This window comes from Rhodanobacter sp. C06 (genome assembly GCF_002001105.1).
Lineage (GTDB): Bacteria > Pseudomonadota > Gammaproteobacteria > Xanthomonadales > Rhodanobacteraceae > Rhodanobacter_A.
On sequence record NZ_MUNP01000050.1, the window covers coordinates 75,251 to 97,169 of the forward strand.

Below are 21,919 nucleotides of genomic sequence, written 5' to 3' on the forward strand. Positions count from 1 at the left end.
GTGTCCTTGTCGGCGAACGTCCGTATCACGGTGCTTATCGTATGCCGATAAACGATAAGCGGCAAGCCGGCGCGATGGCAGGCGCGGAGCGAACCGAATTCACTCCGCGCGACCTTGCCACGTCACCGATAGTTGAGATCCGGCGACGCCAGCAGAAAGGTGTTCCACTCCTGCTGCGACTGCGCCTTGGCCAGCGCACTGCGCGTGGGCGCGGAGAGGTGCGGTTCGATCGCGTCGTAGTACAGCCGCGTGGTGAGCATGGGAAAGCCGGCTTCGCGGGTCTTGCTGCCGGGCGGGGTGAACAGCTGGGTGTTGCCGTTGCCGATCGCGGCGGCGATGTCGAAGCGTTTGGAGAGTTGCCCGGAGCCGGTCCAGCTCGCGCCGTCCAGCGGCCAGCCGTCGGGGGTGATGCGGCCGTACAGCGGTTCGCCCAGTTGATCCAGCCAGTAGACCAGGGGCAGGGCATTGGCGATGGGCTTGCCGTCGTAGGCGAGGCGCACCGACGACACCACGAAGCGGGTGGGGTCCATGAACTGGCGGCCGCTGGTCAGCAGCTCGGGCGAGTCGAACATGGTGCGCAGCACGGCGGCGATGTCGCCGTCGGTCTGGCGGAAGGTCGCCGTCATGCGCGCCACCAGCGCGGGCGGCGGGTTGTCGGCCACGAAGTATTGCGCCAGTTCGTGCGAGATGAATTGCGCGCAGGCCGGCTGGCTGACGATGAGGTTTACCGCCTGCTTCACCTCGTCGTAGCCGCGACCCTTGATGCGCTGGCCGAGGAAAATCTTGTCGCGGAAGTCGTGCCGGTAGGGGTTGAACTCGAACAGGCCGTGGCGCACCACCAGCGGCGCCGCCTTGGCGTTGAAGCGTTGCGGCTTGCCGGCGATGGGCGCGATGCCCGCGCCGGTGAGGATCAGCGCCAGCTGCTGCACGTCCTGCTGGGTGTAGCCCGAGCCCACGCCCAGCGTGTGCAGCTCCATCAGCTCGCGTGCGTAGTTCTCGTTGACGTGGCCCTTGGCGTTCTGCGCGTTGTCAAGGTATTCCAGCATCGCCGGGCTTTCCAGCGTGGCCATCACCAGGTCGCGGAACTTGCCCAGCGCGTGCGGGCGGATCACATGCTGTTCGTAGTCGGCCAGCTCCCAGCGGATGCGGCCCTTGGGCGCGAACACGCTGAAGTGGTTGAGCCAGAACCACACCAGCTGTTCCTTGAGCTGGTTCGGCCCGTACACCGCCTGCAGCAGCTCGGCCTGCCGCGCCTGTTGCATCAGCTCGTAGCCGTGCTTCTGCCAGGCCTTGTTGGCGGCGTCCCGCTCCGGCCCGGCGGGCAGGGCCTTGGCCTGCTCTTGGGCGTCGTGTAACGCGGCCAGTAGTTGCGGCATCGGCGTGCGCACAGCCTCGAAGCCGTGGATCAGGCCAGTGACCGGCGGCGGCGGTGCGCCGGGTACGCGGTCGACCAACTGGGCGTCCAGCAATCCCGCGCGACCGAGCCGGCGATAGCGCGCCACATCCGCGCTGTCCACGCCGAAACCATCGCGGCGCAGCCAGGTGAGGTCGTCGCGGGTGAGGGCACTGCCCGTGGTCGCCGTGTCGGGATGCGCAGGAGCACTTGCGCAGGCGCCAAGCAACAGCATCAGCGGCGCGAGCAGGGCAACTTTCGCGAACCTTCGGATGCGAGGGCGTAAGCGTGTCAGTCGCATAGGCTATCGATCTCGGCAGGAGTGTGTTTGCGGCTGGCCACGGCGAACCTGATGACGAGTATCCGCGGGCAGACGAATCATGCGCAGCGGATTGCCATGCCGGCAATCCACAGGATCGAGGTGGCTGGATGGATACGTCGAGGCCCTCGAAACATCCCGGCTCGGCCAGCACTGCATGGTCATGGACTCCTGCGATGACTTGCGGGCAGCGAAGGCGAGGAGTACAAACATGCAACGGTATATAACGAGGTATGTATCATGGCCAACGACGTCCTGCGTGAGCTTGGGCCTGCCTACCTGGGCAGTCGCCTCAAACGTCTCGGCGAACGCATGCAGGCGGGCGCGGCGCGACTCACCATGGATGCCGGCCTGCCGATGCAACCCAGCCACATGCCCCTGCTTTCCGCGCTGGATGGACAGGCGTTGACGGTGGGGGAGCTGGTGCAAGCCGTGGGTACGAGCCAGCCGGGGGTCACGCGCGGCGTGCGTCAGTTGGTCGAGATGGGGCTGGTGCAATCGCAGCAAGGTGTCGATCAGCGCAAGCGCTCGGTGTCGCTGACGCCAGCCGGAGTCACTGCGCTGGCGCGCGCCCGTTTGCACGTCATACCGGCGGTGGAGGATGCCGTTCATGCCTTGATGGACGGCAGGCTCGACGCCTTCATGGAGCAGATCAGCCAGCTGGAAAATCTGTTGTCCACGGCACCGATCGATGTGCTCGCGGCACGCAGCAGCCGCGAAGTGCTGACGATCCGCGAGTACGACGACACGCTCGCCGGGGACTTCCGCGACATCAATGCGGAGTGGATCAATGACATGTTCCGCCTTGAAGCAATCGACAACGAGGTACTGAACCATCCGCGCGAGAGGATCATCGACACCGGCGGCGTGATCCTGTTCGTCGAGGCGCGCGGGTTGGGCATCGTCGGTGCGTGCGCGCTGCTGCAATCCGGCCCAAGTGCCTATGAACTGACCAAGATGGGTGTGCGCGAGCGCGCGCGCGGCTTGAAGGCCGGCGAGTTTCTCTTGGCCGAGATCATCCGGCGCGCGATGGCCTTGCATGCTGATCCTCTGTACCTGCTCACCAACAAGCGCTGCGCCGCGGCCGTGCACTTGTACGAGAAATTTGGCTTCCGGCACGACAAGGAAATCATGGCGCGATACGGTGCCGAGTACGAACGCTGCGACGTCGCGATGCGGTACTTCCCGAATGCGCCGAAGGCAACCAAGAGGCTGTGAGTGATTCGAGGCGGATCGGACGCCGCGGGGCAGATATCCGCGCGCGCCGCGGCATCAGCTTCCGATCCGTCGGGGGCATGAGGGCACGGTACGGCGCGCCACACCGTTCGAAATGGAGCGCTCACACCAGCCGCAGATCCCTCGGCCTCGCCTGCGGAAACACCGTCTGCAACTGGCTCTGGTTGAGGCCCCACAGCCGCGCGAACATGCCGCCCAGCACGTCGCGGTAGTCGTTCAAGATGGGGTAGTCGCGGTTCTGGAACAGGTTCGCTTGCGTCACCGCCATCTGCTCGCCCGCGATCTGGCCACCTGCCACTTTGCCGCCGAGCACCCAGTGCACGGTGCCGTGGCCGTGGTCGGTGCCGTGGTCGCCGTTTTCGCGGAAGGTGCGGCCGAACTCGGAGAGCACCACCACGGTGGTGTCGTTCCAGGCGTCGCCCAGCGCGTCGGCGTAGGCGGCGAGGCCTTCGCCGAGGTTCTTGAGGTTGTTGGCGAGGCCGCCCTTGGTGCTGCCCTGGTTGACGTGGGTGTCCCAGCCGCCCACGTCCACGAAGCCGAGGCGGTATTGGTCGCGCATCAGGGTGGCGATGCGCCGCGTCTCGGCGGCGAAGTTGTGCGCGCTGGGCGCGCCGCGGCTGGCCGCCACCATCTCGTCGCGCAGATCCCTGGAGATGGACTGCGGCAGCGCGAGGCCGTCGGCGCTGGCTTGCGCAAGCGACGTGCCCTTGTACATGCCGGCGAGGATGGCCGCTTGGCGTTCGTTGAAATGCGCCTTGGGATCGGCCTTCAGCGCGATGTTGGGAATGTCTCGCGCGGCGCCCTGGAAGGACAGCGGCAGGTTGTCGGTGAAGGCGATCGCCGGCACGCCGGTGAGCAGACCCGAGAGCCGCGCTAGGAAGCCGGAGCGAAAGTTGCCGTTCACGCCCACCGGCTGGCCGCGCTCGATGTGGTCCTGCGTCTCGAAGTGGCTGCGTGAAAGATCATTGGTGCCGGCGAAGGGAATGAAGGCGAGCTGCTTCTTCTGCCACAGCGGGTAGAGCGAGTCGCGCACCACCGGGTTCAGACCCCAGTTCGCATCCAGCGCCACCGCGCTGTCGGGGTTGTTCGCGTCGGGTTTCGCGATGGCGAGGGTAGGGCGCGAGTCGTAGTAGAAATCGCTGCCGGTAGGCACCAGCAGGTTGTTGCAGTCGTAGCCGCCACGCAGGAACACCAGCAGGAAGCGCGGCGTGTTTGCCGGCGCAGCGAACAGTCGGCCGGAGAAACTCAACGTAGAGGCAGCGGCTGCGCCAGCGGCGGCAAGCAGGAATTCGCGGCGGTTCATGGCAGCACCTCAGCGGTAGTTGAAGTCAGGCGAGGACAACAGGAAGGTGTTCCACTCCATCGGCGATTTCGCCTTGGCCAACGCGTCGCGGGTGGCATCGGCAAGTCGCGGCGCTATCGCGTCGCGGTACAGCGCGGAGCCTTGCAGGTCGGGCGCGCCGGGCGGCGGATCGTTCGCGGCGTTCGCGCCTCCGTCATCCGCGAACAGCCGGTTGCGGCCACTGCCGATCACGCGGGCGAAGTCGAAGCGCTTGCTGAGCTGGCCCGAGCCGGTCCAGCTCGCCGAGTCCAGCGGCCAGCCGTCGGGCGTGATGCGGCCGTACAGCGGTTCGCCCATCTGGCGCAGCCAGTTCACCAGCGGCACCGCATTGGGGATGGGCTGGCCGTCATAGGTCAGGCGCATCGCGGAGACCAGGAAGCGCGTCGGGTCCTTGAACTTGTGTCCGCCCACGGCAGCCGCCTCCTTCGACAGGAACATCGTGCGCATGACTTGGGCGATGTCGCCATCGGTGCGCTGGAAGGTCTGCGCCATCGCGTCCACCAGGGCGGGCGAGGGCTTGTCGTCGACGAAGTATTCGGCGAGCTGCTGCGAGACGAAGTGCGCACAAGCGGGTTGCTGCGTGATGAGGTCCACCGCCTGTTCGATCTCGGCGTAGCCGCTGCCCTTGATCGTCTGGCCCAGGAAGCTCTTGTCGCCGTAGTCGTGCTGGCGCGAGTTGAATTGGAACAAGCCCTCGCGCACGACGCCCGGCGGTATGCGCGCGAAGCGACCCTCGCGCGCGGCGAGCCTGGGCGGCACGATGCCGGCGCCGGTCAGCACGCGCATCAGCTGCTGCACGTCGGCCTGGGTGTAACCCGAACCCACGCCCAGCGTGTGCAGCTCCATCAGCTCGCGTGCGTAGTTCTCGTTGGTCTTGTCCTTGACGTTGTGCACGTTGTCGAGAAACACCAGCATGGCCGGGCTCTTCAGCGTGGCCATCACCAGGTCCTTGAACTTGCCCAGCGCACGCGGGCGTATCACGTTCTCCTCGTAGTCGGCGGCGAACACGCGCACCGGACCCTTGTTCGCGTAAACGCTGAAGTGGTTCAGCCAGAACCACACCAGCTGCTCCTTGAGCTGGTCACCGCCATAGATCGCATGCAGCAGCTCGGCCTGTGCGGCCTGCTGTTCGAGTCCGCGGCGGTATTGCGCAAGCGCCTTCTTCGCGGTGTCCTTGGCCGGGCCGGCGGGCGTGTCCTTGTATTGTTTCTGGCGCTCGCGGAAATCCGCCCACAGCTCGGGCAGCGGTGTGTTCACCACGGGGAAGGAGCGGATCTGTGCGGCGACCTGTGGGGGCAGGCGGTCGTCGCCGCCGGCCAACTGTTCGTCGAGGAAGCGCGTGCTACCGAGCTGGCGGTAACGCGCCAGCGTGGCGCTGTCCAGGCCGAAACCGTCGCGGCGCAGCCAGGCGATGTCGGAGAGGCTCAGCCCGTCTACCTTCGCGGTGACGGTGGCGACCGGCAGGCGTTGCGGCGTGGCCTGACCCGCGCAGGCCAGCGCGGGCAGGCAGCCCAGCAACAAGCCCAGCGCAAGGCGGCGGCGTAGCGGTGCGGCAGGCATGCGTCCGTTCTCCGGTGTTGGTGTCGGGTGGCTTCAACGGCGAGGATGCCGCAGCGGATGACGCCGCCGCCGTGACGCATCGAGTGGATTCGCTGGCGATTCATCTTTCGCAGCATCTTGCGCGGCGGTGCGCCGGTTACCATGCGCTCCCCGCCGGAGCGATGCGATGCCCAAGACCTACGACCGCGCCTATTTCGACAAGTGGTACCGCGACCCCGCGCATGCGGTGGGCTCGCCGGCCGAGCTCAGGCGCAAGGTGGCGATGGTGGTGGCGCAGGCGGAGTACTACCTCGGCCGGCCGATCCGCAACGTGCTCGATGTGGGCTGCGGCGAAGGCACCTGGCGCGCGCCGCTGCGTGCGCTGCGGCCCGGCCTCGACTACCGCGGGCTGGACGCCAGCGAGTACGCGGTGGCCCGCTACGGGCGCAGCCGCAACCTCGGCCTCGCGCGCTTCGGCCAGCTCGAACACCTGCGCTTTGACACGCGCTTCGATCTCATCGTGTGCACCGACGTGCTGCATTACCTGAAGCCCGCGGAAATCCGCGCCGGCCTCGTCGGCATCGGCGAGATGCTCGAAGGCATCGCCTTCCTCGAACTGTTCACCAGCCGCGACGACGTGGACGGTGACCGCCACGGCTTCGTGTCACGCGCGCCGGCCTGGTATCTGCGCGAGTTCGGCAAGGTGGGGCTGCTGCCTTGCGGTTCGCATTGCTATCTCGGGCCGCGGCTGGAGCGGCATATCGCGGCGCTGGAGCGGGCGCAGATGCCGGCCCGGGCATCGCGTGCGTAGGTCGGGATTTATCCCGACGCCGCCTTTCCGGCGAGCCCGGTGTCGGGATGAATCCCGACCTACGTGCGCCTAGAACTCCACGTGCGCACGCAGCCCCGCGAACGCCGCCGGCCCGCGGTCGCGGTTGTAGCCGGGGTGGCGAATCCACTGGAAATCGGGGCTGAGCGTGAGGTGGGCGAACGGTGCGTAGCTGTAGTAGACCTCGGCGATTTCCTCGTGCGCGTAGTTCAGCGCGCCGTCGCCCAGCACGAAGCCGCTGCCGCCGGCTTCGAGATAGTCGCGGTGCGCGGGCGAGAGTGCGTTGAGCGCGAAGGCCACGCCGAGGTGGTCGGCACTGCGGCCCCAGTGCACGCCGGAGAGCTGGAAGCCGCCGCTGACGGTGCGGTCCACCTCGGTGAACACGAAGGATTCGGTGTGGCCGTCGTTCCAGCCGGCGCGGGCGAACAGGCCGGTGTCGCCGCCGTCGGTCAGCGGCAGTTCGCCGTTGACGACGAAGCCGAATTTGCGCCGCCCGGGGGCATCGTCCGCATGCACGTCGGGCACGCGGCCCATGGCCGGCGCCTGCGCGAGGGCGTCGCGGTAGTTGCCCATGCGCGCGATGTTGCGGAAGGCGAGCAGGCGCAGCACCCAGCCGTTCGGCTGCGGGTGCAGGCTCAGTTGCAGCTGCTCGCCGCGCGCGTGGAACAGGTCGCTTTCCAGTCGCTGGCCGTTCGCTTCGTAAGGCATGCGGTAGACGCCGTAGCGCAGGGTCCAGGCCGGGTTGGCCCAGGCCAGCATCAGGCCATCGGTGTAGCCGCGGGTGTCGGCGGCGAAATCCCAGGCGGTGGCGTTGAACAGATCCCAGTTCATGAACTGGGTGCGCGTGCCATCGGCGTAGCGGTTGCGGTCGAAGTCGTCGTTCACCGCCAGCTTGCCCAGCTTCACGTCGAGGCGTCGCGTGGCCTGCGTGCCGGGCAGGTGGTCCTGGCTGCGCTCCACCGCTTCGCTGTCGCCACCCAGCGGCAGCGACCATTGCAGGTAGCGCCGTGCCACGTAGGCGCCGCGGCCCAGCCCGGCCACCCCGGCGCGGATCACGTCGCCGTTGGTGAGGCCGCCCAGGCCGGTGGCGCCGCTCACGCCTTCGCCGCGGAACATCTCCACGTCGAAATAGAACGCCAGGTGCCACGGCAGCGCCACGCCGAAGTAGGCGCCGAAGGTGTGCGAGCGTTCGGTGTCGCTTCGGGCTTGCAGGCTCAACGGGCCGGCGTAGGGCGAATGCACCGTGCCCTGATGCTGGTCGACGAAGGTGTATTGCGCGCCCAGCCACTGCGGGATGAACAGCGGGGCGTCGTCGGCGCGAGCGTTGCAGGAAAGCGCGAGTGCGCCGCCAAGCAGGCAGGCGAGGGCGGAGGCGATGGCGAACGTGCACGCGGCGATACGCCGATGGAGGATGTTCTTGGACATGGCTTGCATCCGTGGCGGCCGGGCGGGCGGCGGCGGATGCAAACGGGCATTCAGCCGTGCATCACGCCGGGCGCCGTGGCCCGGTGGGAGGTGGATTCGTGGGTGATGCGCCCGGACGGGGCGCGGAGGGAGGTCGACTGTCGCCGGGCATCAGGGGCCTCCGTGATCCGCGGCATGGCGGAGTGCATCGTGCCGTGCGCCGGTGGCGGGCAGATGGCAGGCACGCGCGAACACGCGACGCAATGGCGTCGCGCGCGATGTTCTTGAGACAGGAAAGCGGTGAAGCAGCATGGGCTCGCCTCTGCATGCGCCCGCGGCGCATGGGGGCGGCCCGTTCCTCAGTTGAGGAAAGCGCGGGCCGACCGCAGGCGGTCGCAGGCGTTCATCGGGTTGTGCGACGTCGGCATCCGCAGGGGCTTGCGGTCGCCGACGCATCGACTGGGAATACTGTCCATTTCTCGCTGGAAGTGGCCAAGGAAGCCGTCAGCCGGGCCGAAGGCGCGCGCACTGTAGTCGGCGCTACCGGGGCTGTCAACGTATCCGGATGAGCCATCGCGAGGGCTGGCGTATCGTCGCGGACAGGCATGGCGCAGCGCCGCAATCCGGCGCGTGAATCGCGGCTGACGAGGTGGTGTGACCGCACGTTGGCGGCTTCCGCACGGCGCAGCCTGAGCTGCGACCTGGCCGCCACGACGCGCATTCTTGCGTCTCCTGCCTTGCCTGCCGGCACACCGTGCCGCATCGGATGCGCGTCTTGCTACGTGCCCGGCGGCTTGCATCGCCGGGACGCGGGGTCCGCTAGTTGTTGTCGCCGCCCAGCAGCGAACCGACGACGCCGCCGAGCAGGCCGGCGCCGATGCCGGTCGATGCCGCCCGGTTGCCGTCACGCGGGAGGTATTCGGCGATCTGGTGGGCCAGGCGCGAGATCGGCAGGGTCTGCAGCCACACCGTGCCGGGGCCGGTGAGCGATGCCAGGAAGATGCCGTCGCCGCCGAAGATGGCGTTCTTGATGCCGGGCACGGTGGTGATCTGGAAGCCCACCGAGGCCTGGAAGGCTCCGACGTGGCCGGGATGCACGCGCAGCGTCTCGCCGGGGGCCAGGTCCTTCTGGATCAGTTCGCCGGACAGTTCCAGCCAGGCGGTGCCGCTGCCACCGATGTGCTGGAGCAGGAAGCCGCTGCCGCCGAAGATGCCGGCGCCCAGCGATTGCTGGAAGCCCACGCCGATGGCGACCTGCGGCGTGGCGCAGAGGAAACCGTGGCGATGCACCATGTATTCGCTGCCCGGTGCCACCGGCACCGGCACGATGTGCCCGGGTACCTTGGTGGCGAACGCCACGGTGCCGGGGGACTGGACGGCGCGGTAGTCCGTCATGAACAGGCTGCCGCCGCCGACCACGCGCTTGAACATGCCAAGCAGGCCGCCGCCGCCACTCATCTGGGTGTGGGTGGTCATCTGCACCGATGCGCTCATCCACGACAGCTCGCCGCTTTCGGCAAATACGCTTTCGCCGGGATCGAGCTGCACTTCGAGCACCGGCATGGTGGTGCCCTGGATATGTGTCTGCATGGCGAGTTCTCCGGATGAGAATGGGGCGAGGCGATCCGTCCGCGCACACAGTCGCGGTCGCATGCTTCGATGAAGGCGCGCTGCATCCTACGCTTCCGCATCGTCGCTCGTAAGCACCCCATCAACCGAAGGCCGCCTTGCGGCGGCCTTTGGTTGCATTGCGTCGAACGCTTGCTCAGCCGCCGCGCGAGGCGCGCTTGCGATCGTTCTCGGTGAGGTGCTTCTTGCGCATGCGGATTTCTTTCGGGGTGACTTCGACCAGCTCGTCATCGTCGATGAAGTCCAGTGCCTGCTCCAGCGAGAACTTGGTCGCCGGGGTCAGCTGGATCGCGTCGTCCTTGCCCGAGGCGCGCATGTTGGTCAGCGGCTTGGGCTTGATGGCGTTGACGGTGAGGTCGTTGTCCTTGGCGTGGATGCCGACCAACTGGCCTTCGTACACCGAGTCGCCTTCGGCAGCGAACAGCTTGCCGCGATCCTGCAGCGGCCCGAGCGAGTAGGCCGGAGTGGTGCCGCCGGCATTGGCGATCATCACGCCGTTGAGGCGCTTGGCGATCGCGACCGGCGTGTACGGACCGTAGTGGTCGAACACGTGGAACAGCAGGCCCGAACCCTGGGTGAGGGTCTTGAACTGGTTCTGGAAGCCGATCAGGCCGCGCGCCGGGATCATGTACTCGAGTCGCACGCGGCCCTTGCCGTCCGACACCATGTTCTTCAGGTCGCCCTTGCGGATGCCCAAGCGCTCCATCACGCCGCCCTGGTGCTGCTCTTCGATGTCGACCACCAGTTGCTCGATCGGCTCCATCTTCTGGCCGTCGATTTCCTTGATGATCACTTCCGGACGCGACACGGCCAGCTCGTAGCCTTCGCGGCGCATGTTTTCGATCAGCACCGAAAGGTGCAGTTCGCCACGGCCCGAGACCAGGAACTTGTCGGCGTCGGAGCCATCTTCCACGCGCAGCGCCACGTTGTGCACCTTTTCGCGGTCCAGGCGCTCACGCAGCTGGCGGCTGGTGAGGAACTTGCCGCCCGACAGATCCTTGTTGCCGACGAACGGCGAGTTGTTGACCTGGAAGGTCATGCTGATCATCGGCTCGTCGACGCTCAGCGCCGGCAGCGCTTCGGGCACGTCCGGCGAGGTGATGGTGTCCGAAATGGTCAGCTCGGGGATGCCCGAGATGGCGACGATGTCGCCGGCTTCGGCGCTGTCCTGCTCGATGCGCTCCAGGCCCATGAAGCCGAGCACCTGGCCGATCTTGCCCTGGCGCTTCTTGCCATGACGGTCGATGACGGCGACCTGCATGCCCTTCTTCAGGGTGCCGCGCTGGATGCGGCCGATGCCGATGACGCCGACGAAGTTGTTGTGGTCCAGCTGGCTGATACGCATCTGGAAGGCGCCTTCCGGATCGACGTCCGGCTTGGGCGCGTGCTGCATGATCGCTTCGTACAGCGGGGTCATGTCGCCTTCGCGGGCGTTTTCGTCCAGCGAGGCGTAACCGTTCAGCGCCGAGGCGTAGACGATCGGAAATTCCATCTGCTCGTCGGTGGCGCCGAGCTTCTCGAACAAATCCCACACCTGTTCGACCACCCACTCCGGACGCGAGCCCGGGCGATCCACCTTGTTGACCACGACGATGGGCTTGAAGCCCATGGCGAACGCCTTCTGGGTCACGAAACGCGTCTGCGGCATCGGGCCGTCCATCGCGTCGACCAGGATCAGCACCGTGTCCACCATCGACAGCACGCGCTCCACCTCGCCGCCGAAGTCGGCGTGCCCGGGGGTGTCGACGATGTTGATGCGGTTCTTGGTGCCGGTCTTCTTGTCCGTCCAGGTGATGGCCGTGTTCTTGGCCAGGATCGTGATGCCACGCTCCTTTTCCTGGTCGTTCGAGTCCATCACGCGCTCGGCCAGCACGGTGCGCTCGTTGAGCGTGCCGGACTGCTTCAGCAGCTGGTCGACGAGGGTGGTCTTGCCGTGGTCGACGTGGGCGACGATGGCGATATTGCGCAGGTTTTCGATGGACATGGGATCGGCTCGGGCGACGCGGGGTCGTCACGTAGGTTTTCGGAAGGCGAATCGGTCGATTATACGCACTCGTGCGAAGGTTTGCCCGTATCTTTTCGATCGTCCCGTCGGGCTGCGTTATGCTTGGCGATCCACGCGCCGTGCCTGCGGCGTATCGACTCCGTCCAAAGCCGAGGAACGCCCATGGCCATTCAAGTCACCCTGCACACCAACCGCGGCCCGATCCGCCTGCGCCTGCACGACGACAAGGCGCCGCTGACCGTGGCGAATTTCGTGAACCTGGCCAAGCGCGGCTATTACGACGGCCTGTCGTTCCATCGCGTGATCGCCGACTTCATGGTCCAGGGCGGTTGCCCCGAGGGCAGCGGCCGCGGTGGCCCGGGCTACAAGTTCGAGGACGAATTCCATCCCTCGCTGCGTCACGACAAGCCCGGCGTGCTGTCGATGGCGAACGCCGGTCCGCGCACCAACGGCAGCCAGTTCTTCATCACCCACGGCGCCACGCCGTGGCTGGACGGCAAGCACAGCGTGTTCGGCGAAGTGATCGATGCGAACGACCAGCAGGTGGTCGACGCGATCCGCCAGAACGACGTGATCGAGAAGGTCACGGTCGAGGGCGACGTGGACGCGCTGCTGGCGGCCAAGGCCGACCGCGTGAAGGAATGGAACAGCGTGCTCGACCAGCGCGGTTGATCCGCGACAGGCGTCACCCCTGCAAGCCACCGTCCCCGGGCGGTGGCTTTTTCACGCACCGGTCACGGCGGCGACTGCATGTGCCCCATAGAATCCGCAGGCCGCACACGTCATCAGCGCGCGGTTTCCATCATCCAGGGAGAGCAGTCATGTCATTACTCGGTAGTTTGCTGGGCGGCGGCGGTCAGGCCGGCGGTTCGGATCTGGTGTCGGTGGCGGGGCAGCTGATCCAGCAGGCGGGCGGCGTGCAGGGGCTGGCCGGCATGCTGCACCAGGGCGGGCTCGGCGAAGCCGTGCAGTCGTGGGTCGGCAATGGCACCAACCAGGCAGTGTCCGGCGACCAGCTCAACCAGGCGTTGCAGAGCGGCGGCCTGGGTTCGGTGCTGCAGGAGGCGGCCGGCAAGCTGGGCATGGATCAAGGCCAGCTGTCCGGTGCGCTGGCGCAGGTGTTGCCGCATGTGGTCGACCACCTGACTCCCGGCGGCCAGGTGCCGGCGCAGGGGCAGGGCGGTGGTTTCGATCTCGGCTCGCTGGCGGGGCTGGCCGGCAAGCTGTTCGGCTGAGCTTCGCCGACACGTCATGGGGCCGTGCGGGCGAGGCATGCCCCGCCCGCACGGCCACGTCTCACGAGGAGGCGCTGGGCTTGAACAGCACGTGGTAGATCGCGAGCAGGATGATCGCGCCCACCACCGAAGCGATGAAATGAACGAAGCCGTGCGCGGGCCACCAGCCCAGCCGCTCGCCCACCCAGGTGGCGAGGATCGAGCCCACGATGCCGATGATGATGGTGACGATGAAGCCGACCGAGTCCTTGCCGCCGCGGATGAACTTGGCGATGACGCCGACGATGAAGCCGATGATGATGACCCAGAGCCAATGCATATCCGTGTGTCCCCATGCGTGGTTGATGAAGTCCCCTGGATAGTGCGGAAGCCGCGCCTCCCTGCGGCCCCTGCCGCGCACCGTGTTGAAGGCGTGGCAGCGGCGGCATCATGCCATCCGCGAACATGGGCATGCATCCACGGATCGTGATGACGCAAGCTTTTGCGGGGGTCTCGGGGGATGCGATATCGCATGCTAAAATCGCCGGGTTTGCCGCTTCCGTCCCCCACGAACCCGAGGAAGTCATGCCCCAGCTCGCCCAGCGTGTCGGCCGCGCGAAGCCCAGCGCGATCATGGTCATCGCCGCCAAGGCGAAGCAGCTCAAGGCCGCCGGCCGCGACATCATCAGCTTCTCCATCGGTGTGCCGAACTTCCTGCCCGGCGAACACGTGTATGCGGCGGCGCGTGAGGCGCTCAGCCACGACAGTGGCCAGTACGGCAGCAACCGCGGCGCCGAGCCGCTGCTGGACGCGTTCCTGAAACACATCGAGGCGCTGGGCTTCACCGGCTACGGCCATGCCAACCTGTCGGTGGGCATCGGTGCCAAGCAGGTGCTGTACAACCTGGCCGAGGCGCTGCTGGACGAGGGCGACGAGATCGCCTTCGCCGCGCCGTACTGGACCACCTACCGCGACATCGCCGACATCGTGGGCGCGAAGACCAACGTGCTGCATTGCGGGCCGGAGCAGCACTACAAGCTCACCCCGGCCCAACTCGACGCGGCGCTGGTGCGCAAGCCCAAGGTGTTCCTGTTCAACAATCCGTCCAACCCCACGGGCATGGTCTACACGCGCGAGGAAATCGCCGCGCTGGCCGCGGTGCTGGCGAAGCATCCGGATACCTGGATCATCACCGACGACATCTACAACTCGATGGTGTTCGACGGCATCGGCTACCACAACTTCGTGTTCGCGAAGCCGGAGCTGAAGGAGCGCCTGATCTTCGTCGATTCGGTGTCCAAGACCTACGGCATGCCGGGCTGGCGCGTGGGCCTGCTGGCCGGGCCGGAGTCGGTGGCCAAGGCGGTCACCACGCTCAACTCCAACCACATCACCAGCGTGCCGGAAGTGATCACCGCCGCCGCGGTGGCCGCGTTCACCGGCCCGCAGGACGTTCCTCAGGCCAAGTGCGCCGAATTCGCCGCGCGCCGCGACACCGTGGTCGCCGCGCTCAACGCGATCCCGGGCGTGACCTGCCCGCGGCCGCAGGGCGCGTTCTACGCATTCCCGGATATTTCCGTGGCATTCGGCAAGAGCCACAACGGCACCAGGATTTCCAACGACGTGGAGTTCTGCGCCGCGCTGCTGGAAGCCAAGGGCGTGGCCTGCGTGCCTGGTTCCGCCTTCGGCGAACCGCGCGCCCTGCGCATTTCCTACACCTGCCCGGCAGCCCAGTTGCAGCCCGGCTTGCAACGCATCCAGGAGTTCTTCGCCGAACTCGTTTGAATACATCACCTGTAGGAGCGCACCCTGTGCGCGACGCTCTTTGAGGCACGAAGCTTCGCGCACAGGGTGCGCTCCTGCGAAATACGACGCATTGAACACATCATCGAAGGAGTCGTCATCATGAAAGCCCCCGTTCGAGTTGCCGTTACCGGTGCCGCCGGCCAGATCGGCTATGCCTTGCTGTTCCGCATCGCCGCTGGCGACATGCTGGGCCCCGACCAGCCGGTGATCCTGCACCTGCTGGAGATCACCCCGGCGCTGCCCGCGCTGCAGGGCGTGGTGATGGAGCTCAACGACTGCGCGTTCCCGACCCTGGCCGGCGTCGTCGCCACCGACGACGTCAACGTGGCCTTCAAGGACGTGGATTACGCGCTGCTGGTTGGCGCCCGTCCGCGCGGCCCGGGCATGGAGCGCAAGGATCTGCTGGAAGCGAACGGTGCGATCTTCGCCCCGCAGGGCAAGGCGCTGAACGACCACGCCAAGCGCGACGTGAAGGTGCTGGTGGTGGGAAACCCGGCCAACACCAACGCACTGATCGCGCAGCAGAACGCCCCGAGCCTGGATCCGAAGTGCTTCACCGCGATGGTGCGCCTGGACCACAACCGCGCCAAGAGCCAGCTGGCCGAGAAGACCGGCAAGCACAACACCGACGTCCGCAAGATGACGATCTGGGGCAACCACAGCTCCACCCAGTATCCCGACCTGCACCACGCCACCGTGGACGGCAAGCCGGCGCTGTCGCTGGTCGACCAGGCCTGGTACGAGAGCGATTTCATCCCCACCGTGCAGCAGCGCGGCGCGGCCATCATCAAGGCGCGTGGCGCTTCGTCGGCGGCGTCGGCCGCTTCCGCCGCGATCGATCACATGCGCACCTGGGCGCAAGGCACGGTCGAGGGCGACTGGGTGTCGATGGGCATTCCGTCCGATGGCTCCTACGGCGTCAAGCCGGGCGTGATCTTCGGCTACCCGGTGACGGTGAAGGACGGCAAGTACGCCATCGTGCAGGGCTTGGCGATCAACGCGTTCTCGCAGGCGCGCATCGACGCCACCGAGAAGGAGCTGCGCGAGGAGCGCGCGGGCGTCGAGCACCTGTTCGCGAAGTAAGCGCGACGCGCCAGAGTGAACCGAAGGGCGGCCATGGGCCGCCCTTCTTCGTTTCGGGGCGGGGCGCCCGTTGTTTCGACCATCGTCGCGCTGCCCAGGCGGCAATGCCGAGGCTAGGCTTGAGGCGGGTCGGCACGGGAGGCGGCATGGACTACGAATCGTTCTACCGGCAGTCGGTCGAACAGCCGGAACTGTTCTGGGCCGAGCAGGCGCGGCGCATCCACTGGGAAACGCCACCGCGGCAGATCCTCGACCAGTCCAATCCGCCGTTCCGCCGCTGGTTCGTCGGCGGCACCACCAACCTCTGCCACAACGCGGTGGACCGGCATTTGGCCGAACGCGCGGAGCAGTTGGCGCTGGTGGCCGTGTCCAGCGAGACCGGCATCACGCGTGAGTTCACCTACCGCGAGCTGCACCGCGAGGTGAACGCGTTTGCCGCGGTGCTGCAGTCGCTGGACGTGGGCCGCGGCGACCGCGTGGTGATCTACCTGCCGAACATCGCCGAGGCGGTGTTCGCGATGCTGGCGTGCGCGCGCATCGGCGCGATCCACTCGGTGGTTTTCGGCGGCTTCGCGGCACACAACCTCGCTTTGCGCATCGACGACGCGCAGCCGAAGCTGCTGATCTGCGCGGACGCCGGCATGCGCGCGGGCAAGGTGATTCCGTACAAACCGCTGGTGGATGCGGCCTTGAACGAGGCCTCGGCGCCGCCGCCGAAGGTGCTGGTGGTGAACCGCGGGCTCGACCCGCAGATGACCCGCATCAAAGGTCGCGACGTGGACTACGCCGAACTTCGCGCGAAGCATGATGGCGCCGAGGTGCCGGTGGCGTGGCTGGAGTCGAACGAGCCGAGTTATCTGCTCTACACCTCGGGCACCACCGGCAAGCCCAAGGGCGTGCAGCGCGACACCGGCGGCTACGCGGTGGCGATGGCGATGTCGATCCGCTGCATCTTCGACATCGCGCCGGGGCAGGTGATGTTCTCCACTTCCGACGTGGGCTGGGCGGTGGGGCATTCCTACAACGTGTATGGCCCGCTGATCGGCGGCGCCACCTCGCTGCTCTACGAAGGCCTGCCCACGCGGCCCGACCCGGGCGTGTGGCGGGGGCTGTGCGAGCAATACGGCGTGCGCAGCATGTTCTCCTCGCCCACCGCGATCCGCGTGCTGAAGAAGCAGGACGCACGCTTCCTGCACGCGCACGACCTGTCGAAACTGAAGTGGCTGTTCCTCGCCGGCGAGCCGCTGGACGAGCCCACCTCGCAATGGATCAACACGGAACTGGGCGTGCCGGTGATCGACAACTACTGGCAGACCGAGACCGGCTGGCCGGCGATCACCTTGATGCCGGGGCTGGACATGAAACCGGCCAAGCTCGGCTCGCCCGGCCTGCCGGCACCCGGCTACAAGATGAAGGTGATCGACGAGAACACCGGCAAGGAAGTACCCGCCGGCGAGAAGGGCGTGCTGGTGCTGGAGCCGCCGCTGCCGCCAGGTTGCCTCAGCACGATCTGGCGCGACGACGACCGCTACGTGCACAGCTACTTCAGCCACTTCCGCGAACTCTTGTACAGCTCGCTGGACTGGGCGATCCGCGACGCGGACGGCTACACCTTCATCCTCGGCCGCACCGACGACGTGATCAACGTGGCCGGGCACCGGCTGGGCACACGCGAGATCGAGGAGTCCGTGGCCGGCCACCCGGCGGTGGCCGAAGCGGCGGTGGTCGGCGTGCGCGACGAGCTGAAGGGCCAGGTGCCGGTGGTGTTCGTCACATTGAAGCAGGATGCCGGCAGCGGCGCCGCGGAAGTCGCGCGCGGCATGCAGCAATGCGTGGTGGACCAGCTCGGCAGCGTGGCGAAACCCGCGCGGGTGTACGTGGTGAATGCCTTGCCCAAGACGCGCTCGGGCAAGCTGCTGCGGCGTTCGCTGCAGGCCTTGGCCGAGCAGCGCGATCCGGGCGACCTGTCGACGTTGGACGACCCGGCGGCGCTGGAGGAGATCCGCAAGGCGCTGGAGCGCGGCCCGGATCAGGGATGCTGAAAGATGGGATCGGGATAGCCCTTCGACTTCGCTTCGCTACGCTCAGGGCGAACGGATGAGGCGACATCTGTCCGTTCACGCTGAGCGTAGGCCCGGAGGGCCGAAGTCGAAGGGCATCTGGAGCAAGGCAGGTACGACCAGCCTTGCAACAATCCTCAAGCCGTGATCGCCTCCGCCACCGGCGCCGAGCTGCGGATCAGATGGTCGAACGCGCCCAGCGCGGCGGTGGAACCGGCGCCCATCGCGATCACGATCTGCTTGTACGGCACCGTGGTGGCGTCGCCGGCGGCGAACACGCCGGGCAGCGAGGTCTGGCCGCGGGCATCGATCACGATCTCGCCGCGCGGGCTGAGTTCCAGCGTCCCCTTCAGCCATTCGGTGTTCGGCAGCAGGCCGATCTGCACGAAGATGCCTTCCAGCGAGAGACTGTGCATGGTGCCGTCGGTGCGGTCCTTGTAAACCAAGCCGTTGACCTTCTGGCCGTCGCCCAGCACTTCGGTGGTCTGCGCGCTGACAATCACCTCCACGTTGGGCAGGCTGCGCAGCTTGCGCTGCAGCACTTCGTCCGCGCGCAGGTGGTGGTCGAACTCGACCAGGGTGACGTGGGCCACCAGGCCGGCCAGGTCGATGGCCGCCTCGACGCCGGAGTTGCCGCCACCGATCACCGCCACGCGCTTGCCCTTGAACAGCGGGCCGTCGCAGTGCGGGCAATAGGCCACGCCCTTGTTGCGGTACTCGCTCTCGCCGGGCACGCCGATCTGCCGCCAGCGTGCACCGGTGGACAACACCACCGACTTCGACTTCAGCGTGGCGCCGTTCTCGAGCTCGATCTCGATCAGGCCGCTGTCGGATTCAGCGGCGGGCACCAGCTGGGTGGCGCGCTGCAGGTTCATGATGTCCACGTCGTAGTTGCGAACGTGGTTTTCCAGCGCGGCGCCCAGCTTCGGGCCTTCGGTGTAGTCCACCGAGATGAAGTTCTCGATCGCCATGGTGTCCAGCACCTGGCCGCCGAAACGCTCGGCCGCCACGCCGGTGCGGATGCCCTTGCGCGCGGCGTAGACCGCCGCCGCGGCACCGGCCGGCCCGCCGCCCACCACCAGCACGTCGAAGGCGTCCTTGGTCTTGATCGTTTCGGCGGCGCGCGCGGCGGCGCCGGTGTCGAGCTTCGCCACGATCTGCTCCAGGCTCATGCGGCCCTGGTCGAACACTTCGCCGTTCAGGTACACGGTGGGCACCGACATGATCTGGCGGCGATCCACTTCGTCCTGGTACAGCGCGCCGTCGATGGCCACATGCCGGATGTTGGGGTTAAGCACGCTCATCAGGTTGAGCGCCTGCACCACGTCCGGGCAGTTCTGGCAGGACAACGAAAAATAGGTTTCGAAGTGGAACTCGCCTTCGAGGTTCTGCACCTGCGCGATGGTTTCCGCCGTGGCCTTGGACGGATGGCCGCCTACCTGCAAGAGCGCCAGCACCAGCGAGGTGAACTCGTGGCCCATCGGGATGCCGGCGAAGCGCACACCGATGTCGGTCCCGATGCGATTGATCGCGAACGAGGGTTTGCGCGTCTCGCTGTCGTCGCGGCGCAGGGCAATCTTGTCGCTCATCGCGGCGATCTCGTGCAGCAGTTCGTCCAGCTCGCGCGACTTCGTGCCCTCGTCGAGCGCGGCGACGAGTTCGATCGGCTGGGTGAGTTTTTCCAGGTAGCCCGCGAGTTGGGCCTTGATGGCGGCATCAAGCATGGTGACCACTCCGGTGGGATGGGAAAAGAGAGAGACTTGTGGCAGCGGCCGGCGCCGTGGGGAGGGCGGCTGCGGAGGGGAAGCGAAGCCGGGCGCTGGCCGCTGGCACAAGCATCCTCGGTGGAACCCGGGCGCAGCGCGCCCGGGTCCGGTGTTGCAGGTGCAGCGATGGATCAGATCTTGCCGACGAGGTCCAGCGAGGGCGCCAGGGTCTTCTCGCCTTCCTTCCACTTGGCCGGGCACACTTCACCCGGGTGGCTGGCGACGTACTGCGCCGCCTTCACCTTGCGCAGCAGTTCCTTGGCGTCGCGGCCGATGCCGCCGGCGGTGATCTCGACGATCTGGATCTTGCCCTGCGGGTCGACCACGAAGCTGCCGCGGTCGGCCAGGCCGGCGTCCTCGATCAGCACCTCGAAGTTGCGGCTGATCGCGTGGGTCGGGTCGCCCACCATGGTGTAGCCGATCTTCCTGATCGCGTCGGAGGTGTCGTGCCACGCCTTGTGCGAGAAATGCGTGTCGGTCGAGACGCTGTAGATTTCCACGCCCAGCTTCTGGAACTCGGCGTAGTGGTCGGCGAGGTCCTCCAACTCAGTCGGGCAGACGAAGGTGAAGTCGGCGGGGTAGAAGAACACCACGGACCACTTGCCCTTGAGGTCGGCTTCGGTCACTTCGATGAACTGGCCAGCCTTGAACGCCTGCGCCTTGAACGGCTTTACTTCGGTATTGATCAAAGACACTTTGCAGCCTCCGTTGTGGGTAATGGATGAATCGATGGGTTCAATTGTAGGGGGCGTTCACGATTAGTCCAATTGATAGTTGGCATGGGGGCAATCGGTGCAGGCTATGGCGCCGCCGGCTCGACTCGGCGGTGCCGCGCAAGGCGTGTTCCGGACGGTTCAGGGCGCGGCGGCGAAGCGCTCGCGCAGCTGCTGATCGACCACGGTGGCGGTGACGATGTCGCTGCCCACGTTCACCGTGGTGCGCGCCATGTCGAGGATGCGGTCCACGCCGATCACGATGCCGATGCCTTCCGGCGGTATGCCGAAGGTGGCCAGCAGGCCCGCGATCAGCGGCAGCGAGCCGCCGGGAATGCCGGCCACCGCCACCGCGCTCAGCACCGCGAGCAGCATCAGGATGGCCTGGTGCGCGAGGCCGAGCTCCACGCCGAAAGCCTGCGCCACGAACAGCACCACGCAGCCCTCGAACAGCGCGGTGCCGCTCATGTTCATGGTCGCGCCCAGTGGCAGCACGAAGCCGGCGGTGCTCGGCGCGAGCTTCAGCTCGTCATGCGCCACCGCCAGCGAGGCGGGCAGGCAGGCGTTGCTTGAGCTGGTGGAGAACGCGGCGATCAGCAGCGAACGGATCTGCCGGAAATATTCCCGCGGCGAGCGCCGCGCCAGGAAGCGGATCCACAGCGACATGGTGCCGAACAGGTGCAGCGCCAGCGCCGCAGTGCAGCCGACGACGAACACCGACAGCGCCAGCAGCACGTCCACGCCCACCTTGACGATCACGCTGTAGATCATCGCCGGCACCGCCAGTGGCGCCAACTGCAGCGCGAAGCCCACGATCCGCGTCATCAGGTCGGTGACCGTGTCCAGCGCCATCTGCACCCGCTTGCGTTGCTTCCCCGGCAGTTGGGTGGCGGCGGCGCCCACCAGGATCGCGAACAGGATCAGCGGCAGCACCTCGCCCAGCGCGTCGCGGCTGGAGCCGGCCACGGCACCGAACAGGTTGCGCGGCATGAACATCTCCACCAGCGTGGCCAGGCTCATGCCGGGCCGGGTGGCTTCGCGGGAGATGGCTTGCTGCGCCTTGTTGCCGTATTCGGCCATCAGCTGGGTGCGCGCGGCGTCGTCCAGGTGGTGGCCGGGCTGCAAGGTGTTCATCAGCACGAGGCCGATCGCCACGGCGATCGCCATGTTGGCGAAGAACAGCGCGAACGTGCGCCCGGCCAGCGGGCCCAGCCGGTCGAGCCGGCCGAGCTGGGTCACGCCGGAGGCCAGCGAGGTGAACACCAGCGGGATCACCACGAAGAACAGCATGCGCAGGAAGATCTGTCCGAACGGGTCGAGTACTGCGCCGGAGAACTTCTGCATCAGCACCAAGGCCGGCGGATGCAGCTGGCCGATGCCGAGCGTGGCCACCGCGGCCGCCACGCCGATCATCAGGCCCCACAGGATGCGTTTTGCGAGTGTCGTCGTTGTGCTCATCCATCCGACTGTACGGGGTGGTCGCGGCGCGGTCACGCAGGATTTTTCGATACTCTGCCGGCCCTCGCGATGATGTACCCGGAGCGTCGAGCGGGGCTGCGACCAAGGTGCAGGCATGGCTTC

General features: G+C 67.1%; 17 protein-coding genes. 7 read left to right on the top strand and 10 right to left on the bottom strand.

What is annotated here, in order from left to right:
- Positions 1 to 122 precede the first annotated feature (122 nt).
- Positions 123 to 1,628: a DUF1800 domain-containing protein gene (locus B0E52_RS11090; RefSeq protein ID WP_139351647.1), complete on the bottom strand. Its 1,506-nt coding sequence runs from the start codon at positions 1,626 to 1,628 to the stop codon at positions 123 to 125.
- A gap of 324 nt (positions 1,629 to 1,952) precedes the next feature.
- Between B0E52_RS11090 and B0E52_RS11095 the strand changes: the two genes are divergently transcribed.
- Complete coding sequence (locus B0E52_RS11095) at positions 1,953 to 2,930, top strand: bifunctional helix-turn-helix transcriptional regulator/GNAT family N-acetyltransferase (protein ID WP_077483894.1); 978 nt, start codon at positions 1,953 to 1,955, stop codon at positions 2,928 to 2,930.
- A 121-nt stretch (positions 2,931 to 3,051) separates the two neighbouring features.
- On the opposite strand, the gene B0E52_RS11100 is transcribed toward B0E52_RS11095, so the two are convergent.
- Both B0E52_RS11100 and B0E52_RS11105 read right to left on the bottom strand, forming a co-directional pair.
- Complete coding sequence (locus tag B0E52_RS11100) at positions 3,052 to 4,251, bottom strand: DUF1501 domain-containing protein (protein WP_077483895.1); 1,200 nt, start codon at positions 4,249 to 4,251, stop codon at positions 3,052 to 3,054.
- Positions 4,252 to 4,260: 9 nt separating this feature from the next.
- Positions 4,261 to 5,850 (bottom strand): DUF1800 domain-containing protein, encoded by a 1,590-nt coding sequence (locus B0E52_RS11105; protein ID WP_077483896.1) that lies wholly within the window; start codon positions 5,848 to 5,850, stop codon positions 4,261 to 4,263.
- A 166-nt stretch (positions 5,851 to 6,016) separates the two neighbouring features.
- Here B0E52_RS11105 and B0E52_RS11110 point away from each other — a divergent pair, with 166 nt between their 5' ends.
- A complete protein-coding gene (locus tag B0E52_RS11110; RefSeq protein ID WP_077483897.1) occupies positions 6,017 to 6,640 on the top strand; it encodes a class I SAM-dependent methyltransferase in 624 nt (207 codons plus the stop codon).
- Between the two features lie 69 nt (positions 6,641 to 6,709).
- Here B0E52_RS11110 and B0E52_RS11115 read toward each other — a convergent pair whose 3' ends face one another.
- The 3 genes from B0E52_RS11115 to typA form a co-directional block, all read right to left on the bottom strand.
- Positions 6,710 to 8,083, bottom strand: a complete 1,374-nt coding sequence (locus B0E52_RS11115) for a carbohydrate porin (protein ID WP_077483926.1) — start codon at positions 8,081 to 8,083, stop codon at positions 6,710 to 6,712.
- 798 nt (positions 8,084 to 8,881) lie between these two features.
- Complete coding sequence (locus B0E52_RS11125; RefSeq protein WP_077483899.1) at positions 8,882 to 9,652, bottom strand: TIGR00266 family protein; 771 nt, start codon at positions 9,650 to 9,652, stop codon at positions 8,882 to 8,884.
- A 175-nt stretch (positions 9,653 to 9,827) separates the two neighbouring features.
- A complete protein-coding gene (typA, locus tag B0E52_RS11130) occupies positions 9,828 to 11,675 on the bottom strand; it encodes a translational GTPase TypA (RefSeq protein WP_077483900.1) in 1,848 nt (615 codons plus the stop codon).
- Between the two features lie 183 nt (positions 11,676 to 11,858).
- On the opposite strand from typA, the gene B0E52_RS11135 reads away from it, so the two are divergent.
- Together B0E52_RS11135 and B0E52_RS11140 are read left to right on the top strand one after the other, a co-directional pair.
- The gene (locus B0E52_RS11135; RefSeq protein WP_077483901.1) at positions 11,859 to 12,368 is read left to right on the top strand and encodes a peptidylprolyl isomerase; all 510 of its coding nucleotides are present in this window, start codon (positions 11,859 to 11,861) and stop codon (positions 12,366 to 12,368) included.
- Positions 12,369 to 12,517: 149 nt separating this feature from the next.
- Positions 12,518 to 12,931 carry a YidB family protein gene (locus B0E52_RS11140; protein WP_077483902.1) on the top strand — a complete coding sequence of 138 codons (414 nt, stop codon included), beginning with the start codon at positions 12,518 to 12,520 and terminating at the stop codon, positions 12,929 to 12,931.
- Between the two features lie 61 nt (positions 12,932 to 12,992).
- Here the strand turns inward: B0E52_RS11140 and B0E52_RS11145 are convergent, their stop codons facing one another.
- Positions 12,993 to 13,250, bottom strand: coding sequence for a GlsB/YeaQ/YmgE family stress response membrane protein (locus B0E52_RS11145; RefSeq protein WP_077483903.1), 258 nt, complete (start codon positions 13,248 to 13,250; stop codon positions 12,993 to 12,995).
- A 245-nt stretch (positions 13,251 to 13,495) separates the two neighbouring features.
- Between B0E52_RS11145 and B0E52_RS11150 the strand changes: the two genes are divergently transcribed.
- From B0E52_RS11150 to prpE, 3 genes are all read left to right on the top strand, one after another.
- Positions 13,496 to 14,695, top strand: a complete 1,200-nt coding sequence (locus tag B0E52_RS11150) for an aminotransferase class I/II-fold pyridoxal phosphate-dependent enzyme (protein WP_077483904.1) — start codon at positions 13,496 to 13,498, stop codon at positions 14,693 to 14,695.
- Between the two features lie 120 nt (positions 14,696 to 14,815).
- Positions 14,816 to 15,799 carry a malate dehydrogenase gene (locus B0E52_RS11155; RefSeq protein WP_077483905.1) on the top strand — a complete coding sequence of 328 codons (984 nt, stop codon included), beginning with the start codon at positions 14,816 to 14,818 and terminating at the stop codon, positions 15,797 to 15,799.
- Between the two features lie 146 nt (positions 15,800 to 15,945).
- Positions 15,946 to 17,841: a propionate--CoA ligase gene (gene prpE, locus B0E52_RS11160; RefSeq protein WP_077483906.1), complete on the top strand. Its 1,896-nt coding sequence runs from the start codon at positions 15,946 to 15,948 to the stop codon at positions 17,839 to 17,841.
- Between the two features lie 155 nt (positions 17,842 to 17,996).
- Here prpE and ahpF read toward each other — a convergent pair whose 3' ends face one another.
- The 3 genes from ahpF to B0E52_RS11175 form a co-directional block, all read right to left on the bottom strand.
- Entirely contained in the window at positions 17,997 to 19,583 is a 1,587-nt protein-coding gene (gene ahpF / locus B0E52_RS11165) for an alkyl hydroperoxide reductase subunit F (RefSeq protein ID WP_077483907.1), read from the bottom strand.
- Between the two features lie 173 nt (positions 19,584 to 19,756).
- Complete coding sequence (ahpC, locus tag B0E52_RS11170; RefSeq protein ID WP_077483908.1) at positions 19,757 to 20,320, bottom strand: alkyl hydroperoxide reductase subunit C; 564 nt, start codon at positions 20,318 to 20,320, stop codon at positions 19,757 to 19,759.
- Positions 20,321 to 20,479: 159 nt separating this feature from the next.
- A complete protein-coding gene (locus B0E52_RS11175; protein ID WP_077483909.1) occupies positions 20,480 to 21,796 on the bottom strand; it encodes a dicarboxylate/amino acid:cation symporter in 1,317 nt (438 codons plus the stop codon).
- Positions 21,797 to 21,919: the final 123 nt, after the last annotated feature.